Below are 20,324 nucleotides of genomic sequence, written 5' to 3'. Positions count from 1 at the left end.
TCCTGACGTCAAGTTGCGCCGGCTAACCCTTCACGAATACGATTCCATAGATGCGGAGGTACACAGATGCCAGACTCTCCCATGACCGTGGCTCTTGATGCGGAAGAGTTCAAACAGGACAGATACGGGTTTATCGAACATTTGCGGGCACAGTCCTTTTACGCACGCACACCCGATGGAGGGACGATATTCTACAATCAGGAAGACGTTGCAGAGATATTTAAATGCAGGGATTTCCGGTTCTATTTTGAGGGGATTGACGAAACAAAGAGCCCCTACTTGAAAAAAGCGATTGATCACGAACTTCTTAACATGCACGGGGTAAGCCATGATCGCTTGTCACGACTGGTAAAAATCGCTCTGCGGGATCGGATCGTGGACGGGATGCGCCAATCCATCGAAGCGATTTCCAGGGATCTGACGGCGGCCTTTCCAAACACAGGCGAGGTTGAGTTTTGCGCGGATTTCGCCGACCCGTTGCCTTCACGGGTGCTGGGGCCAATGTTTGACGTACCTTACGTGGAAACAGAAGGCCTGAACGACTGGATCAAGGTGGGTGGCCGCAAGCTGGATGCGCTTCAAACCGGTGTCGGGATAGAAAAAGTCGAAGAGGCCAATCGCCGAATTCACACCTACTTGCGCGATCTGCTGTCTGAACGCCGCGAAAATCCAGGTGAGGATTTGTTCAGCGAACTTATTCAGGCTGAAATTGACGGCGACCGAATGTCTGAAGATGAGATTGTCTACTTGTCCGCCGAGCTGGCCTCGGCCGGGGTGGACACAACGCGGACACAGCTTCCCCTGATCCTTCTGGCGTTGCTTCAGCACCCTGATGAACTTGAAAAACTCCGAGCGGAACCCGGTCTTGCGCTGCGCGCTGTTGACGAGGGTATGCGTTTCGCGCCGCTTCCATGGGCCATTCCACATCAGGCAACCGGGGAATTAGAGTATAAAGGCCTGAAGTTCCGTAAAGGGGATGTCGCCTATGCGCTTGTGCCGGGTGCCAATCGGGACCCGTCGGCCGTCAAAGATCCTCAAAACTTCAATATCACCCGCGAGGGGCGCTCACGCAATTTCTCGTTCGGAGCGGGCATGCATGCGTGTCCCGGAGCGCAACTGGCAAGGATGGAAATGTCTGTGGCGCTTCATGACCTCGTATCAGAGTTTTCAACCATCCGCCTGCTTGAGCGACCGGATTGGGAACCGGGTCATGAGGGCCGCGGGCTGAGGACGCTGAAACTCCATGTCGAGCGCGGGGCAGAGCACCGCCGCCCACAATAGCGCGTGTCTCTTACAGCAGAACCAGACCCGGAGCCTTTCATTTCAAAAGACAACCGGGTCCGGTTGGCGGTTCAGGAAGTAAGTTCAGAACATCCCGTTATCGTTTTTGGAGTGGTCCGGGATCACTTGCAGGACGTCCCAATGCTCGACGATTTTGCCTTTTTCATCCAGACGAAAAATGTCCATTCCCGCGTATTCCAAACCTTCGGGCCAGATCTGGTGGCAATGAAGCACGACGTGATTACCCTCGGCTATGGCGCGTTTTACGACGACTGACTTCACCGGATACTCATCCGCCATCTTGATGAAGTAGTCGATAAATCCCTGCTTTCCGTCTTCAACATCCGGGTTATGCTGGATGTAGTCATCTCCGACATATTGTTCGATGGCTTTAGCCGGTTCGCAATCGTTGAACATCATCTCATAGAACGCGATGACATTCTTCTTGTTTTGCTCCAGATCGTTTATCATTTCTGCTCCTCAGAATGGGAAATGCTGATTTGGGTTTTCAATTGTCACCCACCGAACCGAGGTGAATGCGTCGATCCCGGAACGGCCTCCAAATCGACCATATCCGCTGTCTTTTACACCACCAAAAGGCATCTGCGCCTCATCTGATACGGTTGGTCCATTGATATGGCAGATCCCGGACTCGATGCGGTCAGCAACAGACATGACACGTGTGATATCGCTGCCGTAAACGGCGGCTGACAGACCATATTCCGTGTCATTGGCAATACGGATGGCTTCTTCGTCGTCCTTGACGCGGATGATGGATTTCACCGGGCCAAAGCTCTCTTCGCTGTAAATCCGCATCTCCGGCGTAACATTGTCGATCAATGTCGCTTCGACGATGGTTCCGTTGCGGTTGCCGCCAGCAACGACTTTACCGCCCTTGCCGGTAGCATCGGCGATGAGGTCATCCATCTTCTCTGCAGCCTGTGAGCTTACCAACGAGCCCAGCACGACATTTTCGCGCGGGTTGCCCGCCGGAAGGTTGGAAGCTTTGGTTGCCAGAGCTTTGACAAATGCATCTGCGATCCGGTCCTGAACGATGATCCGCTCGGTCGACATACAGATCTGGCCCTGGTTCATGAAAGCCCCGAACGCCGCCCCGTTTACGGCCGCGTTCACATCAGCATCATCAAGGATGATCAACGGCGCCTTTCCTCCCAATTCCAGCAGCGCTGGTTTGAGGTTGCGGGCAGCACGTTCCCCGATGATCCGACCAACTTGGGTTGAACCCGTAAAGTTCACATGTCGCACCCGCGCATCGTCAATCAGGGCACCAACAATTTCGGGCGCATCCTCTGGTGCGTTGGTGATCACGTTCAACACGCCGGGTGGAAAGCCTGCGTCCTTAAAGGCCTGACCGATGGCAAGCTGGACAGCCGGGCACAGCTCCGAAGCTTTCAGAATGGCAGTGTTGCCGCAGGCAATCGCGGTGGATACAGCACGTGTGCCCAGAATGACCGGCGCGTTCCAGGGTGCAATTCCGACGCAGACGCCCAATGGCTTGCGCTGCGCCATTGCCAACGTTCCGGGTTTGTTTGCCGGGATGACCTCGCCGGAAATCTGCGTTGTCAGGGACGCAGCCTCGCGCAGCATACCTGCAGCCAGCATGCAGTTGAATCCAGCCCAAATAGACGTGGCACCGGTTTCGGCAACCATAGCGTCAACGATCTCACCGGTATTGGCTTCCAGGGCTTCGGCAACTTTCAACAACAGGCCGCGCCTTTCAGCCGGGCTTGTCTTTGACCATACCGGGAACGCGTCTGCCGCCGCCTGTACCGCCTTTTCGACATCCTTCACACCCGCTGCCGGAGCAACGGTGGCAACCTCACCAGTGACCGGGTCAGCGCGCTCAAATGTTTGGCCGCTTTCCGCAGGCACATCTTCTCCGTTGATCAACATTGAAATGTTCATCTTACTCTCCTGAAATCAGATTGGTTGTAGCGCTCAGTTCAGACCGTTGCTCGTCGCGTCGATATTGGCCCGCATACCACCATCACTTGCGATATTGGTGCCGCGCAGCCAGACGGAACCGTCGGACAGCAGAAAAGCTACAATCGGTGCAATGTCTTTGGCCGTACCCGGACGGTCCATGATACGCATATCTTCTTCCGCGCGTTCCCCAAGTGTCTCAAGAAAATCACCCAGAATTGGTGTATCTACAGGCCCCGGACTGACTGCGTTCATACGGATACCCCGGTCACGCCAGGTCCAGCGGTTTTCAAGCGTCCAAGCAACAAGCGCCTGTTTGCCAAAGAAATAGCTGTTTTCAGCGGTGATGCCATGGGTTTTGCAGAAAGCCTCGACACCGTCGAAATCCAAATCTTCGGCCACCCTGATCTTGGCGACCTCGCCTTCCCAGCCGATCCCGGCCAATGACGCCAGATTCACAATCGAAGCATTGTCGGCCAAACTGTCGACCAGACCCAAGGTCAGTTTTTTCAAGGCCACAAGGTTTACAGTTACGACAACTTCGGGCGGTGCCGTGGGCGGAACCCCTGCAATGTTGGCCAGACCATTGGCGTTATAGCCCTTCAGCGTTTCGATCAGAACAGCCACGCCGGCTGCATCCATCAAATCCACCTGATGAAAGATATCCAGTTCCACCGAAGGTTCGTTCCGGTCGACGCCGATGACTTTTGCACCATGCTGTTTCAGTTGCACCGCAGTTTCGGCACCAATACCCGAGGCGACACCCGTTACAATAATAGTTTTGTCCTTCAACATGTCTTACTCCTCATCATGTGTTTGATTTTTCGACGATATAGCCGGTTGGAATTGCCTCTCCCGGCAGGCGCGGACCGATCCAGCCCCACACCCCTTTGGGCAGGAACAAAGCGAAAAACACGGCCACTGCCCCAAGCCCGACAAGGTACCAGGCGCCATAGGCGGCAAAGAAGGTTTCGATCACAAAGAACAACACAGCCCCAATGATGGCGCCTTCGATCCGGCCAAGCCCGCCTACAAGCACCATGAAAAGCATGTACGCGGTCCACTGCACTCCGAAGAAGGCGCGTGGCTGAAAGTTCGATGCTGAGGCCAGCCATAAGGCACCGGCTGCTGCCGTTCCTGTTGCGGCCAGAACAAAGACGATGCGTTTCGTCTTCATCACGTTCACACCGATCGAGCGTGCCCCGATTTCATCATCGCGAATGGCCGTAATGGCAGCGCCTGTGCGGCTGCGCAGGAGCACAACAAGAATGACGAAAACAGCAATTGTAATTCCCAAAGCCATCCACAGGGTGATCATGCTGCGGGTCTGAATGTCATATGCGTTCAGTGAAATCAGCGATGTGCCGGTCTCGCCCTGAATGAGCGGGTCAAGATTCACACACAGATGCGCCAGAGAAGACAGAACCCACATACCGATTGCAAACTCACCATCCTTCAACGAAAGCATGAACAGTGAGGTTATCCATCCAAGTGCGGCTCCGAATGCTATGGCAATCAGAAGGGCGAGATAGGGATCAACTCCGGCATCCGCCAATCGAATGGTGGCATAGGCCGCTGTGCCAAAGAACAGTGTCTGACCGATCGAAACCAGCCCGGCGAACCCGGCAAGTGCATTCCACATCACCGCCAGCAAAACATAGACCAGCAGTGCCACAGCCCGGCCGCTTCCCCCTACACCGAAAACCCATGGTGTTGCGGCCAGCGCAACCACAGCAATAATAATTGCGATCATGGTCATATTTGCGGTGGTACCACCGCGCGTAACAGTCAATTCGGAGGTTGTGTTCATGTCTGCGCTCCTTTCCCAAGAAGTCCGGGCAAGCTGAAACCGTTGCCGCCGAGACGGATGAAAACAGCTGCAAGGAACGCCAAGTGCCCGCAAATCAGAAAGCCCTGAGGGTGGATCATCGCGCCGATGGATTGAGCAATCGCAAGGATCATCGCTCCCGCCATCACGCGCCACATGGACCCAAGCCCGCCAATCACCACGGCTTCGAAAGCGAATAGCAGCTGCGCGGAACCATCATATGGGCCCCATGCGCTGCGCAAGCCAAGTGCTGCTGCTGCCAGAACCCCGGTCGCAAGTGCAATGCCTGTGGCGATGGCCAGCGTGCGGCCTGTATCAATACCCAAGAGCGATGCGGTGGCCCGGTCTTGGCTGGTCGCCTGAATGCGCCGCCCAAGATCGGTTCGGTTCAGCAACCATTCCAACGCGATAATCGTCGCAATCGCTGCCATCAGAATGTAAACGCTGATCTGTCCGATATAGATATTTCCTGGCAGTTCGAATGACGCCCAGGACAGATCGCCGACCAAAGGCGCAAGCGAATTGCTATCCGCGCCAAACGCCTGAAACATCAGGTTATCCAGAATGATCGCCATGCCGAAGGTTGCCAGAAGGGGCAACAGTTCACCCCCCTGAGAGGCTTTGGACAGAACAAACCGGTGCAGAAACAGCCCGAGTCCGAACATCACGCAAATCATGATGACGATAGCGAGATAAAGCGGGATCGCGAGATTTGAACTCAGGACCAGCAGGCCAAACGCCGCCAGAATGATGAGCGCACCATGGGCCAGGTTGATTACATTCATCACCGAGTACATGAAGGCCAATCCGATAGCCAAAACGGTGTAATATCCGCCGAGCAATATGGCGTTGATCAGTTGCGAAGTCATTTAGTGGCCCTCCTCATGCCCAAACGACGCCGAGGCCATTTGCTCCAGAGATGTTTCGGAAGGCTTCGCATGCAGGGTCACGTTGCCTTCGCACATGACGATGATGTCATCCGCTGTATTGAGAGTTCGGGAGAGATCCTGTTCGACCACGACAATGGCAAGTCCCATGTCGCGCACTTGTTTCAGCGCGTCATAGGCCAACTCAACTGCAGCAGGTGAAAGTCCGAGTGAAACTTCGTCCAACATGACGGCAACGGGATCGCCCATCAGGGCTCTGCCAATGGCAACCGCCTGTTGTTCGCCGCCCGAAAGTTTGCCAGCCGGGGATTTGTCCAGCTTGGCCAGGTTTGGGAAGGCTTCAAAGATTGCTTCGACGGTCCATGGCCCTTCGCGGCTGGTGGACATGCCCAGCATTAGGTTTTCCCGCACGGTCATCTGCGGGAACAAACGCCGGCCTTCCGGCACAAGGGACAAGCCCGAACGAGCGCGATGATGCGCCGGCAACTCCGAGATATCGACTCCGGACAGCACCACTTTCCCCGAGGTTGCCATGTGATCTCCGGCAATACTGCGCAACAGCGTCGTCTTTCCTGCGCCGTTGGCACCGGCGACAAAGATCATCTCACCCGGTCTGGCGGTAAGGGAAACACCGTGTACGGCCTGCAACTGCCCATGTCCGGCCACGATATCGGAAACTTCGAGCGTACTCATGCTGCTGCTCCAAAGTAGGCGACCTGCACTTCCGGAGAGTCGATGACAGCCTGTGGTTCCCCATCCGCTATCACTTCACCACCAGCCATGCAGACCAATCGGCTGCAGGTTTCCATCAGCAAGCGCATGATATGTTCGATCCAGATGATGGTAACGCCGCGCCCATGAATTTTGCGGACCAAGGCAACCAGGTCGTCTCCTTCAGTGTCCGTCAACCCGCCTCCGATCTCATCAAGCAACAGAACCTTTGGGTCTGTCGCCAGAGCGCGCGACAGTTCCAGTCGTTTGCGATCGAGAAGGCCCAAAGTCTCACCACGGCGGTTCGCGACATGGGACAGGCCGGTTTCCTCCAGAGCCTCCCACGCTGCCGCTACCGGATCATCGGGCATCTCGTTACGGCCGTGCTCAACCGCAACAAGAACGTTTTCAAACACGGTCATCCCCAGAAAAGGGCGGGGTACCTGATGGGTGCGCCCCAGCCCGCGATGGCAGCGTTCCGCCGTATCAAAGGCGGTGACGTCTTCGTTCATCAGATGAACCGAACCGTCGGTTGGCCGAAGGGCTCCCGTCAGAAGGTTCATATAGGTTGTTTTCCCGGCCCCGTTTGGACCCAGAACACCCACAATTTCACCCGGATAGAAGTCCAGCGAAATTTCCCTAAGAACTTTATAATCCCCGAACGACATAGAAATACCGTCCGAACGAAGTACGGTGGATGAAGACGTCATGACTGACCTCACCCGTTGTATGGGATCAACGTGCCGGTAACCGGAACGTTGGTGTCCGTCGCATTTTCGGTGATGACGTAGTCAAATTGGTGTTTCTCACCGTTAGATTTCTGCCACTGGGTGCCAATGATCGGGCCAGAGGCAACATTCGGAACCGGCCCGGAATTGAAGTCAACCACACCACCGATTGTATCGGCCTTCAGGGTCGGCATGACTGCGGCTACTGCCTCTTTGTCTTTTGGGCTGCCCGATGCGCTCAAGGCCGCGATTGCCACGTCAAATGCGGACAGGGTTGCTCCCAATTGTTGTGTCCACTGTCGACCTGTTGCCGCTTCGTACCCATCACACAAAGCCGCCCCGTTCAGACCGGTGACTGGCGAAGTGTACGGGAAATCACGGTGCCAGTAAGCCGCGCTGGCAATGTTTTCGCCCAGCCCACCAAGCACCTCGATGTCAGACGGGAACAGACCCGTCTTTGCAACCTGAACAATCTTGATCTGCCGATGCAGTCCTTGCTGTGCTGCCTGACGCCAGAAGGCTGCGAAATCCGGCGGGATCGGGAAGGTATTGAAGATTTCGACGCCGGCATCTCGGAACATACGGATCTGCTGCGAATAATCCGAAGTACCTGTTTCATAGGCACCGGGATCGACGATTTCATACCCCGCTGCGGCAAGCTGCGGTGCCAAAGCCGCACGAATGGCATTTCCGTCCGCATCGTTGGGATACATAACACCAACTTTTTTGTTGGTTTCGATCAGATCCCATTGAGAGACGTAGGCCTCGTAGAACTCGTTCACACCGAAACCGAAATGGTAACCGTATTTGAACGGCGAAGGTTCGCCGGGTTTAGCACCGCGGCCAAAATACCAGGCTTCCCAGGGCATAACGGTGGAAATGCAGGGCACACCGGCAGCCTCGCAGGCATCCGAAACCGGATTGATCGTTTCCGGCGTCGAAACCGCGATCATGATGTCAACGTTTTCGTTGTTGATCAGGTCTCGGGCAAGCTGTCCGGCGCGTGCAGGGTCGGACTGTGTATCGCGATCCAGAATTTCGACTGCATATCCGGCACCATTAATCGTCACACCGCTTGCCAGGGCTTCACGTGCTTTTTCCAAAACATATCCATCAGTTTGGCCAAATCCGGCCAGAGGGCCGGAAATCGGGCTGATAAAACCGATTTTCAAAGTTTCGCCTGACTGGGCTAACGCCGTTGTTCGGCCAAGGGTAAAAGTGCCGATGGCGGCCCCGGCTCCGATCAATAGACCTCGGCGTGAAAGATGAACGGACATTTTCCTCTCCTTTGGGTGACAGAGCCCTATCCCGGCTCGGTAGTGGTGCTGGTGATCCAGCGCAGTTCGGTGAATTCCTGAATGGCCCATCGACCGCCGAAGCGACCAAATCCGCTGGCTTTCACACCGCCGAAAGGCGCATGCGGGTTGTCGCGGACGGTGGTTCGGTTGATGTGGCAAATGCCCGTGTGCAATTGACCGGCTACGTCAAGGGCGCGCTTTTCGTCGGAAGAGAACACCGACGAAGCCAGCCCATATTCGCTGTCATTTGCAACAGTGATTGCTTCTGCGTCATCGCTCACGCGCGTGACCGACAAAATGGGTCCAAAAACCTCTTCGTTGTAAAGACGCATGTCAGCTTCGACGGCGTCTATCAACGTAGGCTCTACAAACGATCCGCGAATGCCGCCGCCGCCAACCAACTGGGCACCTTTTGAAACCGCGTCACTGATCAACAGGGAAAGGCGCTCGGCAGCCGCCATAGTGATGACAGGGCCGACATCCGTGCTGTCCTTGAGCGGATCTCCGACTTCAAGCTTTTTGCGCCCGGCTTCGATTTTTTCGATCAGCTCATCAGCAACACTTTCCATGACAATGACACGCTCTGTCGACATGCAGATCTGGCCTTGGTTGTTGAAGGCACCAATCTGGGCCGCTTCGGCCGCTGCATCAATGTCTGCATCGTCAAGGACGATCTGATTTGCCTGGCCACCCAACTCCAGCAACGAGCGCTTCAGGTTGGTTGCACAAAGTTCGGCAACCCGGCGCCCTACCCGTGTTGATCCTGTAAAATTGACCCGACGCACGACCGGCGATCGGATCAGAGCCTCGACAGCCGTTTCGCTGTCTTCGGGCAAAGTAAGAACAACTTGCAGTACGTCATCAGGTATACCGGCGGAGTGAAACACATCTCCCAACCTGCGAAAGGTTTCGGGTGCGAATTCGTTGCCTTTGAGAATAACGGTATTGCCGCACAAAAGCGGGGCAGCGACGGCGCGCACCCCCAGAATAATGGGTGCATTCCAAGGGGCTATTCCCAAGCATACGCCACAAGGTTCCTTATAGGCCCGGCTGGTTATTCCCTCCTGATCGGGAATGTCTTCTACGCGGTCGACCTCTTCCGCATAGCCAGCTACATCCCGCAACATTGAAGCAGCAAAGCTGACATTGTGACGGGCCCAGGTGATAGGTGCTCCGATTTCATCGCACTGGGAAGCGACAAACTCATCCACCTTTTCCTGCAAAATATCCGCCGCCGCGACAAGAATTTGGGCGCGTTCCGAAGTCGGACGTGACGACCAGCCGGGGAATGCGGCGGCAGCTCGGCTCGCAATAGTCTGGCAATGTTCAACGCTGATGGCCGATTCACGGCTCACCGTTTCGCCGGTGGACGGACTGTGCCGCTCCAAAACGCGAGATTTGCGCGCAAATGCAATATCAGTTGGTGAATTCATACCCTGTTTGCTGGACATACCAGCCCTCCTATTGACAATTATGCGGAATAGATTATCGCATAATATGCTAATTTATGGGCATTCATTGTTAAATTCTGAGGGTAATGATGCAAATTCAGGACTACGCGGTACTCGATCATCAGAAAGAGGCGCTTCACATGCGGACGATTCGTACCCGTCACCCGCGTAATTTCGCCACGCTTCTAATGCTCGATTCCGGTGTACTGAGCTGGAAGGATACTGAGCGTGAAATAGAAGGACCGGCACTTTGCTTTTGGCCGGCGCACGACCGGCCTCGTCTGCAAACCGGGGCTGGCGCACAGATGAAAATCCTGGGTTTGAGTGAATCGCTTCTGGCTGACGCACTTGGGGCCAAGGCGGAATCCGTCCACTTACGCATGCTGGTTGAGCATCCGTTCGACGTTGGGCTTTCTGATGCTAACAGGGTTCTGAAAGTTAACGCTCTGCTGGATTGGTTTCAAACCGAGTTGACCGATCCTGAGGCCCGATCTCCGATGTCCCTGGCCGCCTATTTGCGGATCGTCCTCATTCAGGCTCTTCGGGTGCATCGCCCCGACCCTGCGGATGGAGCATTGGAGAAAACCAGCATTCTGAGGCGGTTCCGACATCTGGTCGAATTGCACTACCGTGACCACTGGCTTGTTCCCCAATACGCCGAAGAACTTGGCGTCGATTATGACCGCCTTCATCGGATCTGCAAACGCGAGACAAGGCGCAGCCCCGCTGAGCTGGTACATGAGCGACTCACGGCCGAGGCGAAAGCGCGTCTGGAGAAAACCGGTCACCCGCTCAAGAAAATTGCATCGGATCTCGGTTTTGCCGACGCGACACGCTTCAGCCATTTCTTCAAACGGCGAACTGAAATGTCACCGGGTGCGTACCGGGCAGTAGTTTCCCGTCCCGAAGGCGACAACCTCGCAGAGCTTAAACAAGGATTTTCCGACTGGCCTTAATCGGGTCAGGCTTACAAATGGTGACTCAAATCGGCCCGTAGTGTTTCAATAAACGCCACCACCTTGCGGTTCCGATACGCCGTCGGAAGATACACAGCATGCACATCAATCTTTCTCGATTGGAAACCTTCCAAAACGCGCACCAACTTTCCTGAAACCAGATCGTCCCCCAGAAAAACCTCTGGACAATGGTAAATCCCCTTGCCCGCATAAGCGGGGGCAAGGCAGGCAGGCGGGCTGTTGGCTATATAAGGCCCGCTGACGGGCACCTGTATCATCTGACCTTCAATAAAAAATGGCCATCTGTTGGGATGTGGATTGTTAGTATCACGGATGCATGAATGAGATTTCAGGTCGTCGGGATGGGCAGGCGACCCGAATTCCTCAATATATGAAGATGAGGCGACAGCCAGATATTCTGAGCTCGCCAATTTTTGCGCAATCAGACTCGAGTCCTTCAAAGGCCCCATTCGTATCGCAAGATCGAACGCGCCTTCAGCTAGGTCTGCATGCCTGTCGGACATGTCGATTTCGACGGTTACATCCGGGTAAGTTGTCATAAACTTGATTGCAGCATCGACAACAAAAGTCTCTCCGAATGTCAAAGGTGCAGTGACTCTCAATGACCCTGAAAAACCGCCGCTTTGATCCATCGTTAGATCCAGCGCGTCGCATTCACTTAGCACTTTCCGGCAACCTTCCAGATAGGTCCGGCCTTCGTTGGTTAACGAAAGGCTTCTGGTCGTTCGATGAAGAAGAGTAACTTCAAGTTGCCCTTCGAGTACGCCGATGTACTTGCTTACAAGCTTGTTGGAAATGCCGAGCCTTTTTCCGGCAGCAATAAACGAACCAGTCTCGACCACTGCGACGAACGCCCGCATTCCGTCAATCTTGTCCAAACCAATTCTCCACTCGATCGAATTTCACCAGCTGATTTTTGGTAATGTCAAAACGGTTTCGATACCAGATCAACCTCGATCACTGTGCCTGCCTCACGACCACGAAAGCAAAGATCAAACACCTTCACGGTGGGGGCACATTCATTGCTTGTTTGGGTGGGCTTTGTCGCAAAGCTCTGAACGCGCAAATTTGTTCTGAGGGTCACACCGAAGTTTGGCAGCCGGTTCAGCGAATTGCCTGAAAAGACAGATTCCAGGTTTGACCCTGCCCTCAAAGCCCGTGTCAGTTCAGTCGGGCAATCACTGGATGTCCAATGCGAGAGGCTCACCAGTTGCGACAAGCTCTTCGAGGAAAAACGCAGCGGCGCGACAGACGCACGGCCGCAACTGAATGAACGCCTGAATTACGTTAGTGACAGCGATCAGCTTATCGTCAACCGTATCGACAGACTGGCGCGGTCTACACATCATCTCTGCCAGATCGCGGAGACCCTGCGCCAGCGGGGTAGTCTCATCGTGTCGGGAAAACCAAAAACGCTTATGAGAAAGCCCTATTCTGCACTCAGCCGGAATCGACCCCTAAATGGCGAATGGTGTCTGGTGGACGGATGACGTCGTCAGCATGCCGAGCTGACCAGATATTCTGCGCGGCCCCCGTGGGTCGTGCAGCACTGGCCAGCCATGGCCTGTGGATTATGAAAGAGTTTTATCACCAGATCATAATATGATCGCAGGCTGTCCCAAAATCACACAATCCTGTCCCGACACAACAAGAAATTCCCCCGGCTTTTTATCAAATTGAGTGTCAGAAGGCGGACACGAAGGACGCCACAGTCAGAAAGGTTGGAACCATGACAAACGCTACCAAAACAACTCTTCTTTCCACTCTCACCGCCACAATGTTGCTGGTACTACCTTTGTCGGCACAGGCCGACTATGTCGCGGAAAAAGCCGTTCGGGGTGCTGTTGCAGGTGCTGTTGTTGCCGAGGCCACTGGTGGTGATGCCGCAGAAGGCGCTGCTGTTGGCGCCACTGTCGGGGCAGTTGCTGGTGCCGCACAGAAGAACGATTTCGAAGATCGCCACGACGATTTTAACAATCACAAAGAAGGTAAAGGCCATCACAAGGACCATTGAATTCACTACAAAAACACCTGGACAGGCTGACCCTTTTCAACCGGGCTGGAAAATTCCGGACCACTGCCTCAAACCCGGGCGGGACATGTTCCGCCGGGTTTGTTGCCATATGTAACTCAGCGGTTTTTCTGAAAAGCACTGGGGCTTCGCCCGGCCCAGCGGCGGAACGCAGTCGAGAAAGCAGCGTGATCGCCATATCCCAGAATAAAGGCAATTTCGGAAATATTGAGCCCGTCCCGCAGATAGGTCTTGGCAAGATCGAAACGCAACTCATCGACAAGTTGCCGAAACCCGGCCCCTTCCTGCGTCAAATGCCTGGTCAGGGTGCGACGGCTCATCCCCAATTCTGACGCGATCTCATTCGCTGTCAGGATGCGCCCCGGCAATCTGCCGATCATCAGTGCCTCAACTTGTGCCCTGAAACTCTGTTTCACCTTCCCCACTTTGCGCAGGCGCTCGGCCCCAAGTTCATTCAGATACGCGACAAGGTCCTGATCGTAACCGGGAAGCGATCGGTCCAGCGCCCCGGACCTGAAGCGAATGCCATTGAACGGGCCTGCAAATCTCACAGGGCAATTCGCTATTTTTTCATAGGAATTCGCATCCACGCCACCCTCGTGACGCAGGCAAAGTTCTTTCGGATAGAACTCAGCCCCTGCAATCGCACGTAGACGGGCCAGCAATCCAAAGACCCGAAACTCCTGAAACCGGTGATGCCGCATCAATGCGCCTTCGGAGGTTACAACCTCCATGACTTCGCTGCCGCTGTCCTGTTTCAGGATGAACTCTGTTGAATCGTCCGAAAGACTGTAGAAACGCGCACCGTTTTCAATTGCCTGACGCAGCGTGGCCGAACTGCGGGCGATATAAGCCGTCAATGTGCTGGCCTGTCTGAATGCAATCCCGATCCGGGCGGCCAGAGTAATGTCATCTGCGGCCTGACACGAGTTGCGCAGCAAAGTGGCTTCCTGCATGGCACTAACCTGCATTTCGCTCACCCTGTTCGGAACAAGCCCAACGCCCGCAAGCAATCTGGAATACACGGCATTGCCAAGCTCGGCCTCGACGTGTTTGCAGATATGAAGAAACCGCTCGTTTTTGTTCGGGATCATAAAGGCACCTGAGTAAGACAATTCCTGTAAGTCACCCGTAAGACCCCCCAAGAGCAACATTCAGGTCAACAAAGTCCACGGCAAAATTGCGCCTGTCCAGCGCCAGAGCATTTTCCGCAGCAAGCAAGGCGCGCTCGGCATCCAGCACCTGCAAGAAACTGCTGCGACCTTCGATGTAACCCTTGCGGGCCAGTTTCAACACTTCATTCAGCTCGCGGATGGCCTCGGTTGTGAATTGCACAGCTTCCTGATGGTTTTTCAGGCTGACCAGCGAATCCTGAACTTCTTCGACAGCTTCGACAACCGTTTCTTCCCATGCGGCCAGCAATTCCTCGCTTCGTGCTTTTTGAAACCAGACCCGCGACTTCCGCTCGGGCAGATCGAACAGTGGGACATCCAGTCCGAGCCGGGCAAAACCGGCGGTTGGCAGAAAATCGTCACCGGAATAGTTGATGTTGATGTTCCCAGTCAGGCGCAGTTCGGGGTAAAGATCTGCCTCTGCCACACCTGCAAGTGCGACGGATTCTGCCAATCGGTTTTCCGCAAGCAGGACATCAGGCCTGCGGCGCACCAGATCAGCTGGAACTCCGGTCCTGAGACCCGTGATTGAAGGAACGGGCTGCGGCGCGGTCCGGTCCAATCCTTCGCGCGGTCGGTCCCAGGCCTGTCCCAGCAGCGTTCCGACGCGGGAAACGGATTTGAAGAACAGGATCTTGGTTTCCGGCAATTCCGCACGTGCCGTGGCAACCAGCGTCCGGGCCTGGGCGACATCAAGGTCAGTGACAATCGGAATTTCGGCATTGCCATCAGGATCAGGTTGTAACTCCCCAGCGCGTTGCTGCGCGCGCATCGTCGCGTCCAATGTCTGTTCCCGCGACGCAACCACCCGATGGTTGATTCGGATCAGCTCCTGAAAAAATCGCGCGTCGATATAGGCGGTTGTCAATTCGCCCAACAGCGTAATGCGCGCCACGTTCGCATCCGCATAAGCCCCTTCCAACCGATAGAAAGCGGCTTCTTTTTCACGCTTCAGTTTGCCAAAAAGATCAAGCTGCCAGCTGGCTTCGGCCCGGACAAAACCGCTGTTCACCCGCCCGTTGTCCCCCCCTGCTGAGGCCTGTACTTCGGATACCCGCGTCGCTCCTGAAACCGGATAGCCCGCGCCATCCAAAATCGCCCGGGATTGTTCGATCCGCGCGATTGCCCGGCGAATATCCAGGTTTTGCTTCAGCCCCAACTCAACAAGCCGGTTGAGTTTGGCGTCGCCGTAGGCCTGCCACCATTTCGCCTGCGCTCTGGTGATTGAGGCTTCATTCTGTGTTCCCAGAAATTGATCCGGAACCTCTTTTTTGGGATTAACAAAATCATCACCGACCGTACATCCGGACAGAGTGATGATCTGGGCTCCAAATAGTTTAAAGAAGCTTCGCCTATACATCTGTTTCCTGAATTATCTCATTTGCTTTTGGTACATCAGGTGCGGCTTGGCGAGTGCAAACGTCGGATATCTCATGCCAAACGACGCCGCTGTTCCCAGAACGCGCCCTCGTGTCCCTAATTCGCACATATCTGTCCCAACGGTACAAGCGGAACTGCCCCGGGATTGCCACCTTGGCTTCATCAGAGGCCAGACGAGACACCGGCCTTGAAACAGTTCCACAGGAAAGGAAAACCAAATGTTCACCAAAGCTCTCTCCGCCGCCGCCGTTTTTGTTCTGACCGCCACTCTGGCCTCTGCGTCGGTTGCCCCAACCTCCGCAGACCCCACCCCTCTGGCCTTCGCCACTGAAACCTATGAGGTCGCGGATACCGCCGGCATGAACAACCGGCAGGACCGCCGCGACGATCGGCAGGACACGCGTGATGGGCGTCAGGACATGCGCCAGGATTGCCGCCAGAGCGAGGGGCTGGGCCTCGACAAGGTCGACTGCAAGGTGGACAAGCGCCAGGCAGGTTAAGCTTTCTCTTCAACACCACTCACTCTCAGTGCGTCGCAAGAATCTTGCGACGCATTTTACTTTCCAATGGCTGTTCTCCTGACGAAATCAGGCTGCCGTGAAAGAAAGACGCCAACCCCTGCAGTTCGTTGGCGGTTGGCGCCAGCCTTGGCTAATGACCGGAAAATACGAGGCGTTGAACCGGCAATAGCAAGGTTTGAATCCTCAGGATAACGGCATGCACGACACCAACTGTGTCGACCATGTGCAAAAACAGTTTTTGCCCGCCACCCAGATCACCATGCGCGATACGATCGTGATTGCTGGTATAGGCATTGGCGATGCATTTGCTGCCCGGCTTGATCCCATCTGCACCGCCTGCATATAGCGGTTCCAGAATGATTGTCACCGTGCCCGGACGTGCCCTGTCCTGTATATCGGTCAGCTGGTCCGTGGGTCGGAATTGACCGGCTGGAATGACTTCCTGAATGTCCGCTACGACCATGGGCACCACGGTAAAAGGTTTCGAAATGCAGGAGATTTCCGCCGGCATTCCAACCTCGAAAATCTGGTCATTGACCTGATCGAACCCGGCCTGGAACTCGGTCGGACCCAGAGTGTCAGGCACCAGCAGCCCGGCCGGTCTGAGCACAGGGTTCACGTAGTCGCCGACTTTCAGCGCAAATTGCTGCAATAGGCCGGATTCACCCGCATAAATGGTGGTCTTTTCCAGCGCGATAAGCGCCTCATCCAATCGGGCCTGCGCACTTTCGCGTTTGGCCTCGATCAGTTGTAGCAGCGTTACCGCCACGGCATCACGGTTGGCGACAGCAGTATCCAATGCGCCCTGACGCGAGGCAACGGACAGCTCAAGCCGCTCTATCTCCCGCTCTCCGACAATACCCGAATTGCGGTCTGCCAGTTCCTTGTTGGTCTCCAACTCGTCAATGGCCTGCTGCAAGGATCCTTCGGCTTGACGCATAAGCCCTTCGGCGGCTTCAAGCTCGGCACTCAGAACGGCCTCTTCCGCTGCGATCTCGCCCAGAGCCTTTCTGGCCGTAATGACCGCAGCCTGTTGACTGGAATCATCCAACTTGAACAAGGGCTGGCCCTGTTCGACATGCTGACGGTTATCGACATAGATTTCGCTGACACGTCCACCGGATTCGGGCAGAATGGTCAGGGTCCGATAGAAGCTGGACACATGGGTTGTCGAGGGGTGGTAGTAGAAGATCATTGTGATCAGCGACACGGTCAGAACAAAACAGGAGACGATGCCCCAGCGCAATTCGTACCACATCGACTGAAACGTGATGTCCTGCCCCCAGCGTTTGCCTTGCGCATAGCGACGGAACAGGTAATCCGGCAAGATCGTGACCAGAGAGCACAGAAGAAACTCAAGCATCCCGTTTCTCCTTTCTGTCCGATCGGATCGCATCCGATATATCCCGCAGCGCCCCGCCGTAATCCGGCAATTGCACCGCCGCCAGCAACAGGGCGGCAATCCAGAAGATGTTGTTGTGGGTAAACAGGGCGATCAGCGCCAGCACCGTAATCAGCTGAAACTGCGTATTGTTCTGGGCATGTGCCATTTGTTCCGGCAGTGCGTGCAGACGCAGATAGAAGTTGCCGACCACAAGCGTCAGGATGACAACCAGCCAGATCACGATAGTGAACAGCGTATCGGTTCCGTCCGCCTGCGCCAGAAAGCCGGGAAGATGCTCATGGGCCAGCGGGTGTTTGTCCGGTGTCACTTTTCATGTCCTTCTGAGATTGAAACGACTAAGCGGTCAGAAACGATAGGTTGCGCCAATCAGGGGGCCCGACTGGCTGAACGAGAAATCGCTGCCATCAATTTCATGATCGACCGAGATATAGCGGTATCCACCCCGCAAAACCCAATTGTCGTTGATGGCATAATCCGCCGTGACCAGCACCTGCCAGGTTTCGCTGTCACTACGGAACCCGCCGTAATCCACGAAACCGGATGCGGCCCACCTGTCCGACAGGCGCGCCCTGCCACGCAATCCGATAACAGGATCGATCCAATCATCGTCAGCCACAGTGGTCGCTGAGGCTCCACCGGGCGTTGTTGTGGTGATTTCTGAAGCCGTTCCGAACCAGCGAATGCCACCAACCAGATCCACATTCAAATCCGCAGTATCCTGAAGACGATAACCGACATACCCGCTGAAGATCTGTGTCCGGAACGAGGAATCGAGATCCGACCCAAACGGCCCTGACGCCGTCTGACTAAAAGACAGATCCGTATGCATGTAATCACCAATCAGGCTCCATTGCCCGTTGCTTGCCACGAAGCTGCCCATAAGGGCGAAATCCAGATTGCTCAGCGCGTCATCGAAACTCAACCGCCCTTCAACAGTACCGGCAGGCGTACCAATTGCGGTTTCGGTTTCCGCCATGAAAAGATATATTGAGGCCTCGTATTCCCATTCGGAGTTCTGCGCCAAGGCAGGCCCGGCCAGAAGAAGGGCGCAGGTGGCGCATCCGGCGGCAAATCTGTTCATCGGCTAATTCCCTTCACAATGTCAGTGCCCGTCAGGGCCACCGCAGTCGGGCAGCCCGATCCGGTTTTCGTCATTCCATCGGTTCGAAATCACCCGGTTTCCAGCTCTTGTCGAACCAGGGCTCCAGCGGGCCATAAAGGCGCATCATCGCGTTGAAGCTTTGCCCCGGCGCTGTCTGTGCCCAGTTGCTCTCCCACCCTTCTGGTGCTTCGGGGCCGAAATAGACGGTAAAGCTGCCGTCTTCGTTCTGCCTGATCCCCTCGCGGTTGGAATCAATGCCGCCCGCTTTCTGATCTGTTTCAAGGATCGACCGGGTCTGGCCGCTATACAGCATGAAAGACCAGAAGTTCTTGGCTGGAACCGGGCCGGGAAGAGTTACGGAATAGGTTTTGGAGCCATCCAGATAATCGCCGTTCACATCCCGCGCCGTCATTGCGTAGACCGAACCGGTGCCAACCGGCGGCGCAGTCATCGCCGGTGTGATGCCGGTCGCCATATAGAAAAAATAGCTCCGGTCATCCAGAATCCGCGCACCATCTTCCAGGAACAGGTAACTCTGCCGCTGGAAAGGTGAATTCCATTGACGGTCATCATAGAAGAACGCCCCCGGATCGCGCGAAGCATAGGTGATCGATCTTGCCGTTGCGTTGGCGATAGCGGCGGCTTCTTTCAGAATCCCCCGCAGACGTTCACCAGGCTCAAAAGGTTCGCCCTTCCTGATCCCGAGTGAGGCGAAGGTACCGACGATTTCCGGCGCGAAGGCACCAACCGGGTTGTTGTCCAGCGCAACCTTGATTTCGTCGAAGAATTCTTCGTTGTTGGCATGGACAGTGTTGTATTGCACGCCCGAAACATTGATGAACTTCTGCTCGGGCGGATTTGCCGCCTCGCTTAGGGGATAGACCTTTAGTCCCGCTTTTATTTCGGCCACCGGACCTTCGGTGCCTGTTTCCGGATCGGGCGACCGGCGCAGTAGCAACCAATGCTCATTGGTCTTTGTGCGCAGTTCAAAATAGCCTTCGGGTACCGGCGTTTCGTCGCCGTTGTGCAGAAGCAGGTATTTACCGCCTTTGCCCTTATCCGCGCCCAGAGCACCGATATCCGCCACGTAGTCAAAGGCGGCATCATCCAGCAACCCCAACAGACCAGCCGGAACGTCGATGACAACCGGACCATCGGAGATATCCACGTTGGAGCCGATATAGATCGTCGTGGTATTCGGCGTCAGCCAGATTGACCGCGCGTCCATGAGTGTTTCGGTTATGACAATGTCATTGGGGGCGGCGCCAACATCTTCATAGCCCTGAAACATTGCGCGAAGTGAAGCGATCTTCATCCCGTCAAGGAACGCAGTAGTGGCGCGCATCAGGTCCAGATTGTCAAAGGTTTTCCGCACCGTTTCCTCAGAGGGCATGCCATCAAAGAAATTCAGCTCTCCCAGAGTTTGTGTCTGCACCACATCCGGGGTCCTGACGTTGTCAGGCACATCTGCGGCAAATCCCGCCTGACTCTGCGCAAAGGCGTTGCCGCCGGGCAATCCAACCGACAGCGCAAGAACCGCAGTACATGTCACATATTTTACAATTGTGTTCATGAGTGCTGTCTCCTTCGACACAATAGACGTGAGA

General features: G+C 55.3%; 21 protein-coding genes. 5 read left to right on the top strand and 16 right to left on the bottom strand.

Features of this window, described 5'->3' with window-relative positions; translation table 11 throughout:
• Positions 1-66 precede the first annotated feature (66 nt).
• Entirely contained in the window at positions 67-1,281 is a 1,215-nt protein-coding gene (locus QMP16_RS17245) for a cytochrome P450 (protein ID WP_282153382.1), read from the top strand.
• 84 nt (positions 1,282-1,365) lie between these two features.
• On the opposite strand, the gene QMP16_RS17240 is transcribed toward QMP16_RS17245, so the two are convergent.
• From QMP16_RS17240 to QMP16_RS17200, 9 genes are read right to left on the bottom strand one after another with little or no spacing between them, the layout of a single operon-like run.
• Entirely contained in the window at positions 1,366-1,752 is a 387-nt protein-coding gene (locus tag QMP16_RS17240; protein ID WP_348774610.1) for a nuclear transport factor 2 family protein, read from the bottom strand.
• A 9-nt stretch (positions 1,753-1,761) separates the two neighbouring features.
• Positions 1,762-3,207 carry an aldehyde dehydrogenase gene (locus QMP16_RS17235; RefSeq protein WP_282153381.1) on the bottom strand — a complete coding sequence of 482 codons (1,446 nt, stop codon included), beginning with the start codon at positions 3,205-3,207 and terminating at the stop codon, positions 1,762-1,764.
• A gap of 33 nt (positions 3,208-3,240) precedes the next feature.
• Positions 3,241-4,020 (bottom strand): coniferyl-alcohol dehydrogenase, encoded by a 780-nt coding sequence (locus tag QMP16_RS17230; protein ID WP_282153380.1) that lies wholly within the window; start codon positions 4,018-4,020, stop codon positions 3,241-3,243.
• 13 nt (positions 4,021-4,033) lie between these two features.
• The gene (locus QMP16_RS17225) at positions 4,034-5,035 is read right to left on the bottom strand and encodes a branched-chain amino acid ABC transporter permease (RefSeq protein ID WP_282153379.1); all 1,002 of its coding nucleotides are present in this window, start codon (positions 5,033-5,035) and stop codon (positions 4,034-4,036) included.
• Positions 5,032-5,922, bottom strand: coding sequence for a branched-chain amino acid ABC transporter permease (locus QMP16_RS17220; RefSeq protein ID WP_282153378.1), 891 nt, complete (start codon positions 5,920-5,922; stop codon positions 5,032-5,034). Before QMP16_RS17220 ends, QMP16_RS17225 begins: the two co-directional genes overlap by 4 nt.
• Positions 5,923-6,633, bottom strand: a complete 711-nt coding sequence (locus QMP16_RS17215) for an ABC transporter ATP-binding protein (protein ID WP_282153377.1) — start codon at positions 6,631-6,633, stop codon at positions 5,923-5,925.
• Complete coding sequence (locus tag QMP16_RS17210; protein WP_282153376.1) at positions 6,630-7,361, bottom strand: ABC transporter ATP-binding protein; 732 nt, start codon at positions 7,359-7,361, stop codon at positions 6,630-6,632. Before QMP16_RS17210 ends, QMP16_RS17215 begins: the two co-directional genes overlap by 4 nt.
• An 8-nt stretch (positions 7,362-7,369) precedes the next feature.
• Positions 7,370-8,656, bottom strand: coding sequence for an ABC transporter substrate-binding protein (locus QMP16_RS17205; protein ID WP_282153375.1), 1,287 nt, complete (start codon positions 8,654-8,656; stop codon positions 7,370-7,372).
• A gap of 26 nt (positions 8,657-8,682) precedes the next feature.
• Positions 8,683-10,128 carry an aldehyde dehydrogenase gene (locus tag QMP16_RS17200; protein WP_282153374.1) on the bottom strand — a complete coding sequence of 482 codons (1,446 nt, stop codon included), beginning with the start codon at positions 10,126-10,128 and terminating at the stop codon, positions 8,683-8,685.
• A 140-nt stretch (positions 10,129-10,268) separates the two neighbouring features.
• On the opposite strand from QMP16_RS17200, the gene QMP16_RS17195 reads away from it, so the two are divergent.
• The gene (locus QMP16_RS17195) at positions 10,269-11,084 is read left to right on the top strand and encodes an AraC family transcriptional regulator (protein ID WP_282153373.1); all 816 of its coding nucleotides are present in this window, start codon (positions 10,269-10,271) and stop codon (positions 11,082-11,084) included.
• Between the two features lie 11 nt (positions 11,085-11,095).
• On the opposite strand, the gene QMP16_RS17190 is transcribed toward QMP16_RS17195, so the two are convergent.
• Positions 11,096-11,983, bottom strand: a complete 888-nt coding sequence (locus QMP16_RS17190) for a LysR family transcriptional regulator (protein ID WP_282153372.1) — start codon at positions 11,981-11,983, stop codon at positions 11,096-11,098.
• Between the two features lie 234 nt (positions 11,984-12,217).
• On the opposite strand from QMP16_RS17190, the gene QMP16_RS17185 reads away from it, so the two are divergent.
• Both QMP16_RS17185 and QMP16_RS17180 read left to right on the top strand, forming a co-directional pair.
• Complete coding sequence (locus tag QMP16_RS17185) at positions 12,218-12,595, top strand: recombinase family protein (RefSeq protein WP_282153371.1); 378 nt, start codon at positions 12,218-12,220, stop codon at positions 12,593-12,595.
• A 287-nt stretch (positions 12,596-12,882) separates the two neighbouring features.
• Positions 12,883-13,119 (top strand): glycine zipper domain-containing protein, encoded by a 237-nt coding sequence (locus tag QMP16_RS17180; protein ID WP_282153370.1) that lies wholly within the window; start codon positions 12,883-12,885, stop codon positions 13,117-13,119.
• A 116-nt stretch (positions 13,120-13,235) separates the two neighbouring features.
• Here the strand turns inward: QMP16_RS17180 and QMP16_RS17175 are convergent, their stop codons facing one another.
• Both QMP16_RS17175 and QMP16_RS17170 read right to left on the bottom strand, forming a co-directional pair.
• Positions 13,236-14,231: an AraC family transcriptional regulator gene (locus QMP16_RS17175; RefSeq protein WP_282153369.1), complete on the bottom strand. Its 996-nt coding sequence runs from the start codon at positions 14,229-14,231 to the stop codon at positions 13,236-13,238.
• 31 nt (positions 14,232-14,262) lie between these two features.
• Entirely contained in the window at positions 14,263-15,669 is a 1,407-nt protein-coding gene (locus QMP16_RS17170) for an efflux transporter outer membrane subunit (protein ID WP_282153368.1), read from the bottom strand.
• 238 nt (positions 15,670-15,907) lie between these two features.
• Between QMP16_RS17170 and QMP16_RS17165 the strand changes: the two genes are divergently transcribed.
• Positions 15,908-16,189, top strand: coding sequence for a hypothetical protein (locus QMP16_RS17165; RefSeq protein WP_282153367.1), 282 nt, complete (start codon positions 15,908-15,910; stop codon positions 16,187-16,189).
• A gap of 151 nt (positions 16,190-16,340) precedes the next feature.
• On the opposite strand, the gene QMP16_RS17160 is transcribed toward QMP16_RS17165, so the two are convergent.
• From QMP16_RS17160 to QMP16_RS17145, 4 genes are all read right to left on the bottom strand, one after another.
• Positions 16,341-17,573 carry an HlyD family secretion protein gene (locus QMP16_RS17160; RefSeq protein ID WP_282153366.1) on the bottom strand — a complete coding sequence of 411 codons (1,233 nt, stop codon included), beginning with the start codon at positions 17,571-17,573 and terminating at the stop codon, positions 16,341-16,343.
• Complete coding sequence (locus QMP16_RS17155; protein ID WP_282153365.1) at positions 17,566-17,922, bottom strand: hypothetical protein; 357 nt, start codon at positions 17,920-17,922, stop codon at positions 17,566-17,568. Before QMP16_RS17155 ends, QMP16_RS17160 begins: the two co-directional genes overlap by 8 nt.
• A 36-nt stretch (positions 17,923-17,958) precedes the next feature.
• Positions 17,959-18,696 (bottom strand): porin family protein, encoded by a 738-nt coding sequence (locus QMP16_RS17150; RefSeq protein ID WP_282153364.1) that lies wholly within the window; start codon positions 18,694-18,696, stop codon positions 17,959-17,961.
• Positions 18,697-18,766: 70 nt separating this feature from the next.
• On the bottom strand, positions 18,767-20,290 hold the full coding sequence (locus QMP16_RS17145; RefSeq protein WP_282153363.1) for a DUF1254 domain-containing protein: 1,524 nt from the start codon (positions 20,288-20,290) through the stop codon (positions 18,767-18,769).
• Positions 20,291-20,324 lie beyond the last annotated feature (34 nt).

Source organism: Ruegeria atlantica, from assembly GCF_947495585.1.
Lineage (GTDB): Bacteria > Pseudomonadota > Alphaproteobacteria > Rhodobacterales > Rhodobacteraceae > Ruegeria > Ruegeria atlantica_G.
The sequence above is the reverse complement of the archived record's forward strand: the minus strand, read 5'-3'. Positions and strand labels throughout refer to the sequence as shown.